This window comes from Pseudomonas sp. (genome assembly GCF_026224925.1).
Classification (GTDB): domain Bacteria; phylum Pseudomonadota; class Gammaproteobacteria; order Pseudomonadales; family Pseudomonadaceae; genus Aquipseudomonas.
Map to the genome: position 1 here is coordinate 1 of NZ_JAMFRV010000418.1, position 7,117 is coordinate 7,117.

Below are 7,117 nucleotides of genomic sequence, written 5' to 3' on the forward strand. Positions count from 1 at the left end.
GACAGCCTCGCCCTGAGCACCGCACCGACCCTTGGCTAACCGCAGGCACATCGCCCAGCTGCCGCGTAAAGACCTCCGTATTCTGGCGCGCAGCATTTTTCTGGGTTACTTATTCCATTTGCGTGGTGGCCTGATTGATCTGTTCGATGCCGGTGCTTTGCTCTGCGCTCGCCGCCGATATTTCGCCGACGATGTCGGTGACGCGTTTGACGCTGGCGACAACTTCATTCATCGTAGCGCCAGCTTGGGCAACCAGTTTGCTGCCGTCGTCGACCTTCGACACGGAGTTGTCGATCAAGGTCTTGATCTCTTTGGCGGCAGCGACGGAGCGTTGCGCCAGATTGCGCACTTCCGCGGCAACAACGTGAAATCCTCGACCTTATTTACTAAAATTGCTCCCAGGAGATATTGTCATTGCCTGCGAGTGCTAACTTTGGTCTCATCGCCGTCGGAGCTACGACACTCATTTTTTTGCTCTGTGGTTTTGGAATCAGCTTCGCAAGTGGCTTTAAAGCTGACGTGGTTGCTGGAGTTGCGATCGCATATGCTGAATTGTTCCCAGCGCTTTGACCTGACTCAAGTTTAAACACACTCACGGCTTGCTCAAGCTGCTGTGCCTGCTCCTGGAGCGATTGTGATGCCGCTGCCGCTTCTTCCACCAAGGCTGCATTCTGCTGGGTAACTTCATCCATCTGTGTAATGGCTTGATTGACCTGTTCGATACCGTCACTTTGTTCAGCACTGGCAGCGCTGATTTCACTTACCACATCAGTGACGCGGCGGACGCTAGAGACGACCTGTTCCATTGTGATGCCTGCTTGTGCTACAAGCTTGCTACCTTCTTCCACATTGGCTACCGAGTCTCCAATAAGCACCTTGATTTCTTTGGCGGCCGCGGCACTGCGCTGCGCGAGACTACGCACCTCTGAGGCAACCACTGCAAAGCCTCGGCCTTGTTCACCGGCACGGGCAGCTTCTACCGCAGCATTCAATGCAAGGATATTGGTCTGGAAGGCAATGCCATCGATGACGCTAATGATATCGACGATTTTTCGTGAGGAGGTGTTGATAGCATCCATTGTAGAGACGACTTGATTCACTACGGCGCCACCTTCAATAGCAACTTCAGAGGCTGAGACTGCGAGTTGATTAGCCTGACGCGCATTGTCGGCATTCTGTTTGACCGTGGAGGTCAATTCTTCCATTGCCGATGCTGTTTCTTCGAGCGAGCCTGCTTGTGCTTCAGTTCGCGACGAGAGGTCAAGATTGCCTGATGCGATTTCGGCTGATCCTGTTGCAATCGAGCTAGAAGATTCCCGCACTTTACTCACAATGCTGACCAGATTTTTCTGCATGCGATTGAGGGAGGCCAGCACGCTACCTTCGGCGGCATCTTCAGAGCCAGCTACCGCACTCAGGTTGCCTTCCGAGACGCGTTGAGCTATCTCACTAAGCGTATTGGGCTCAGCTCCCAGAGCCTTGGACAAGCTGATTGTAATGAGAGTACCAGCCACGGCTGCACTCAAGAATGCCAGCGCACAGACCATGAAGAGGATGTTACGTTGCGTTTTATATTGATCCTCGGCTTCAGAGACCAATGCTTGTGACCGCTCAGCCGTTGTATCAGCATAGATATTCGCTTTTGCGATTAAGGCGTTGAGGAGTGGTATACATTCATTATTGATCTTTGCGATAGCCTCCTCGCGCTTGTTTTTGCTGGCTAGGTCTACAATTGCAAGCGCAACCGGCGTGTACGATTGCTCAATCTTGACTATTTCAGCCACCAACGATTTGACGTTTTGAGGAATGTCATTCCCCGCAACCGAGCTTTTTAGCTGCGCCAGATTTTTTTGTACGTCCTCATGAGCTTTTACTGCGACGGCCTTTTCTCGATCAATGTCAACTTGACTGGTCGCTAATACCATATTACGAACAGCAATAGCTCTTTCGCCAACAGACGCATGGATGTGTTCAACAAGATGGGCCCGTGTATCAATCCCGGATACGAATGATACGAATTGTTGATTGGCGGTGTTCAATGCATTGATTGCTACTACTGAAGCGATGAGAACAACCAGTGCTAATCCACCGAAAGCAAAGGTCAGTTTGGCCCGGACAGTCATATGTTTCGTATTCATTTTATGCTCCTAGTTGACGACGTATTTAGATCCGATTCACCATAGCTTGAAAGAATTGGTACCTGTATCTCTACCTTGCGGTGTGCATCGATAGCTTTCCAAACGATGGCGAGGAGTGCTTGTGTATCCATGGGCTTAGCCAGAAAGCCAAGCGATGCACGGATAATTGCTTTTTTCTCGATCTCCGGGCTTTGCTGGGCTGATATGAGTAGCGCTGGCACTTGCGGAATACGTTGCCCCAACATCTCCAGCACGTCGAATCCGGACATGCCAGGCATCTGCACATCCATCACGACACATACAGGTAAGCTTTTATCGAGTGCCGCCAAAAACTCAGCACCATTGGCAAACGCACGCGCTTTGATGTCCTCGGAGCGCAGCAGCCGTAGTAAGGCACGACGAATCGAAGCGTCGTCATCTACTACAGCGACCCATGAAAAGGTGGTGTCCATGCGAGCAAGATACTATGCGGTATGTACTTGCGCTATAGGACCTTAGTCCTATTGGGATACTGTCTGTTACGCCGCGGATACTAAAGGGCGTTAGGCGGGGGTATCTTTGAGATTGTTGAGCAGACTCACCAAGACGGCGACAGAGCGGACCTGCATCTTATTCATGACGCGTGCACGGTGAATTTTGACAGTCTTTTCAGCGAGTACCAAAGTGTCGGCGATTTGTTTGTTTAATTTGCCTTCGATGATCAGGTCCATGACCTCGCGTTCGCGTGCCGTCAGGCTGGCCAGACGGGCGACGACGTTGTCCCGCTCTAACCGGATGTTGCGGGCGATCTGGTTGCGTTCGAGTGCTTGTTGCACTGCGTTAATCAGCGCGTCTTCATCTACCGGTTTGGTCAGGAAATCTGCGGCACCGGCTTTCATTGCTTGCACCCCGTCCCGGATGCCAGCATGTCCGCTGAGGAAGATTATCGGTAAGTCGCTGCTCCGTGCGACGAGTGCCTTTTGCAGGGCGAAGCCGTCCATCTCAGGCATGGCTAGGTCAAGGATCAGGCAGCCTGGGGCGGCTGCATTGCCACTGTCGAGGAATGTTTGCGCCGAAGTGTAGGCCTGCGAAGAGAATCCTGCTGCATTGAGCAAACGACCGAGCGCCTTGAGGACGCCGGCCTGATCGTCCACCATAAAAATGAGCGGGGCTTGACTCATAGTGCTTCCTTTTTTTCCGCAGAAGGAAGGCACAAGTGGAAGGTAGCTCCGCAGACGGCGTTGTTCTCTGCCCAGAGCTTGCCACTTGCACCTTCAACGATGTTGCGGCAAATCGATAAACCCAGGCCCATACCCGTCACCTTGGTTGAAAAGAAGGGGGAAAACATTTGTTCGGCAATGTCCGTCGAGATCCCTCCGCCCTGATCGACAACACGAATGTGTACCTGTCCTTCCGAATCAATATCGGTCGATATCATGATTTCATTGTGTGGTGCTTTCACGTCCTCCATGGCGTCGCAAGAGTTCTTGATCAGATTGATCATGACCTGCTGCATCTGAACAAGATCTGCGAGTACCCAAGGGGTCGACGATCTCAGCTCCGTGCGCACGGCGACATTATGGTTGATCAGATCACTGGAGAGCATGTGTATGACTTCCATGATCATGCGATTGACATTTACCAGTTGATAGATTGCCGGGCTTTTGTCAAACATGGTGCGCAAGCGGCGAATGATCTCGTCAGCGCGCTTATCATCTTCGATGATGTCAGTGAGGATATCCTCCAGTTCATCCAACTCCCCCTTGGCCAGAAAGCGCCTGGCCGCCTGGGCATTACTCAGTATGGCGGTCAGCGGCTGGTTCAGTTCGTGTGCAAAGGCACCGGACAATTCACCCATGGTTGCCAGGCGCGATAGATAGGTAACTTCCTGCTGCTTCTGTGCCAAATCGAGCTCGGCCTGTTTGATGTTGGAGGTATCAATGGAGAGACCTCGCACCATGACCAGTTTGCCAGCGCCATCAAACTCTCCTCGACCACGCGAGGTCATCCAGCGCACCTCACCATCCAGCAAGACAATACGATAGGTAAATTCGAAAAACGGTTGCTCTGGTAGGAGCCGTTCCCGAATACCTGCGATACCAGCCCGGTCTTCAGGGTGCCCGCAATTGATCATAGCCGCGACCGGAAAAGTTGGCTGCACGGTATAGCCACGTTGCCTGCACCATTGTTCAGACGGAAAGACTTGCTCGGTTTCGCAATCCAGGTACCAGTAGCCGAGACTGGCGGCGTCGGCTGCCAATGCCAGCGACGCTTCACGATCCCGCACAGCGGACTCGGTCAGTTTCAATCGATCTGATAGTTGCGCGGTGTAGCGTTCGCGGCTTTTTCGGTTCAGCTCGCGCTCGGTGATGTCGCGCACGATGGCAATACATTCCTGATGGGGCGTCGCCACTGCCCGTGCTTCAAAGTATCTTTCTTTACCGTTGTGCTGCAGACTATAACTCACCTCCTGCACGGTCCAGGTTTGCTTCGCCGCGGCGAACACCTCGATAAATTGTTGCGCGACACTGGCGGGAAAAACTTCGTCCAGCGGCCGATTGAGGATCTGCTCGCGTGGCAGATGCAGATCGTCGGATGCAACCGCATGAATATCGATGATCTGACCATCGTACCGATGGGTAAACACCGTGTCCGGGATAGCACTTAGCACGGAAGCAAGCTGGGTACGGCTTGCCTCCAGTTGTTGATATGCCAATTTGACGACGGTAATGTCACTGACCTGAACAAAAAAACCCGTTACTTTGCCATCGACCCGATGTGGGATGTAGCGCGCCAGTGTGTGGCCAATTTCCTTATCCGGCTTGGACAGGGTACGCTCAAACTCTTGATCCTTGCCATCGAGTGCAGCATGGATGTAGGGCAAATTCTTGGCAAACACTGTCTCGCCAAGCAAATCACGGATATGCATGCCAATAATTTGTTCTGGCCTCAAGCCAAACCACTGGACATACGCATCGTTGGCGAAAGTACAGCGCAGATCTGCGTTCCAGTAACCTAACATCCCAGGTGCATTGTTGGCCACTAGTTGTAGCAGTGTTTTCGTTTCATTAAGACGATCCTGTTCTTCGCGATACAGGGAGGTGATCTCGTTGAGGCGTTTGTTGTTGAACTCATCGTTGACGATCCTTGCGAGATCCTGCAAGCGAGAGATCTGTTGATCGTCGAGTGTACGTGGCACTGTATCAATGATGCAAAAGGCTCCAACCCGGTAGCCTGCTGAAGAAGTGAGCGGAACGCCTGCGTAGAAGCGGATATAAGGGCGGCCAACGACCAACGGGTTGTCTGCAAAACGTGGATCGGAAGCGGCATCGGGGATAATCAGAACCTGATCCTGCTGGATCGTGTAGCTACAAAAAGACACATCGCGCGAGGTCTCAGTGACGTTCAAACCCAGTCCTGACTTAAACCACTGCCGCTCGGCATCGACCAGAACGGTCAGCGCAATCGGCACACCGAAGAGCGCCTGTGCTAGACGACCGACACGGTCAAAACTAGCGTCGGGAGGCGTATCAAGAATGCACAGCTCGCGTAAGGCCGCGAGTCGCGCCTGCTCATCTGGCGGGATCGGCGATGCCTGCATTTTTATCTTATTGTTAAAATAATAATGATCTGATGCTACTGTATGGTTGGCCTACATGCAACTTTTCGGGGTAGATAACTCGACAACGGGGATAACTAGCAAACCAGCGGCTGACATGGCCTCCATGGCTGCGCGCACATTAAAAATCTCGTTATCATTGGCAATTGCGATGATGTCGAGATCTTCTGCTACGACAGTGGCGATGATCGCTTGCGAGGTCACTCCAGCGTCTTTTACCTCGTGAGACCCGCCATAGGAATGGATATGTAAGTCACCACGATAAAAGTGAGCACCAGAGGTGACGGCACTGCATTCAGCCAATTTTTCTGTCAAGACACTCTCCAATCGGCACGAGGCGTAGAAAGATCATAAATGTAAAGATAACATTTACTGATGAGTTTAAGCTAGCGAGGGAGGTGAGAGAGAAAAAAGGCCGTAATTACCAGCAAGGGGGGGGCTGATTCAGCGTACGCGGTCGGCTTTAGCTTCTGTGCCTGCTCGAATTGCCTTACCTCAAGTTGGAAGCTGAAACAAATCAGGCAATAATGAGTATTTCCCGATAGAGACCATTCCTATTCATGAAACCCAAGATACATCCCTGATCCCGGCCAGCTTAGTCGGTAAAAATAGCCGTATCGTGCTACCGCGGATAGCGACTGGCTTCAAAGTTGGGCAGCGTATATTCTTCGGACTTGAAGGATGGAGTGTCCGTGTCAGTCGCAGGCCGCAAGGGTTGAGTCTTGGACGTGTTCTTTCCACTCGTGTTTCAAGATGCTCGGTCAGAAGTAAGCTGACCAAAACCAACCGCCTGGGGCAGCGCTAGGTCCAAATTTTCTGAACCTAGGACTGATATTCCGTGACGTCAATGCCCCGAACATCGGATCACAGCCTATTGGGCCTCAGTGCAACGAGTGACTCTTCAATATTGACGCCTTTGCTTTGCAACTGCTGAACTATAGTCAGTAGTTGCTCGACGTAGTGGTTTCTAGCATCTTAATCTGCCTACACAGAAGCCTGAATAGCCTTACAAAGGCATCGGCAGCCCCCCCATGCCGGAACATAGAAAAAGGACATGGATAGATGATTCCGAAAGTACGCCCTATTGCTGCACTCTTCGCCGCATACGCCATAGCCGCACAAGCAGGTATGCCAGAGGCGCTGGATGCGGTAAAGCGAAACGACTTCAATGCAGCCACTATCGAGCTGCGACCGCTAGCTAAGCAAGGCTCTACTGAGGCTCAGGTTCTGCTCGCAAGAGTGCTTAATTCAGGGCAGGGTGACCCACAAAGTAAGACAGAGGCATTTAGCCTATTTCAAATGGCTGCGAATGCTGGCAATGAAGATGCCATGCTCATTCTTGCTGTTCTTTATGAAAAGGGCGAAACCGCCCCAAAAAACC

General features: G+C 52.0%; 6 protein-coding genes and 1 pseudogene. 1 reads left to right on the forward strand and 6 read right to left on the reverse strand.

The window, feature by feature from the left end; genetic code table 11:
* Window positions 1-112: 112 nt before the first annotated feature.
* From M0974_RS18015 to M0974_RS18040, 6 genes and pseudogenes are all read right to left on the reverse strand, one after another.
* Window positions 113-385 (reverse strand): annotated as a pseudogene (locus tag M0974_RS18015) (methyl-accepting chemotaxis protein); the annotation flags it as partial.
* 1 nt (window position 386) lies between these two features.
* Window positions 387-2,138: a methyl-accepting chemotaxis protein gene (locus M0974_RS18020; protein ID WP_297839649.1), complete on the reverse strand. Its 1,752-nt coding sequence runs from the start codon at window positions 2,136-2,138 to the stop codon at window positions 387-389.
* On the reverse strand, window positions 2,135-2,590 hold the full coding sequence (locus M0974_RS18025) for a response regulator (RefSeq protein ID WP_297839652.1): 456 nt from the start codon (window positions 2,588-2,590) through the stop codon (window positions 2,135-2,137). The genes M0974_RS18020 and M0974_RS18025 overlap by 4 nt, the downstream gene beginning before the upstream one ends.
* 90 nt (window positions 2,591-2,680) lie before the next feature.
* Window positions 2,681-3,298: a response regulator gene (locus M0974_RS18030; protein ID WP_297839654.1), complete on the reverse strand. Its 618-nt coding sequence runs from the start codon at window positions 3,296-3,298 to the stop codon at window positions 2,681-2,683.
* Window positions 3,295-5,718 (reverse strand): PAS domain-containing protein, encoded by a 2,424-nt coding sequence (locus tag M0974_RS18035; protein WP_297839657.1) that lies wholly within the window; start codon window positions 5,716-5,718, stop codon window positions 3,295-3,297. Before M0974_RS18035 ends, M0974_RS18030 begins: the two co-directional genes overlap by 4 nt.
* 51 nt (window positions 5,719-5,769) lie before the next feature.
* Complete coding sequence (locus M0974_RS18040; RefSeq protein WP_297839660.1) at window positions 5,770-6,051, reverse strand: hypothetical protein; 282 nt, start codon at window positions 6,049-6,051, stop codon at window positions 5,770-5,772.
* A 747-nt stretch (window positions 6,052-6,798) separates the two neighbouring features.
* Between M0974_RS18040 and M0974_RS18045 the strand changes: the two genes are divergently transcribed.
* Window positions 6,799-7,117: tetratricopeptide repeat protein (locus M0974_RS18045; RefSeq protein ID WP_367279034.1), on the forward strand; the 319-nt coding region annotated here is incomplete at its 3' end.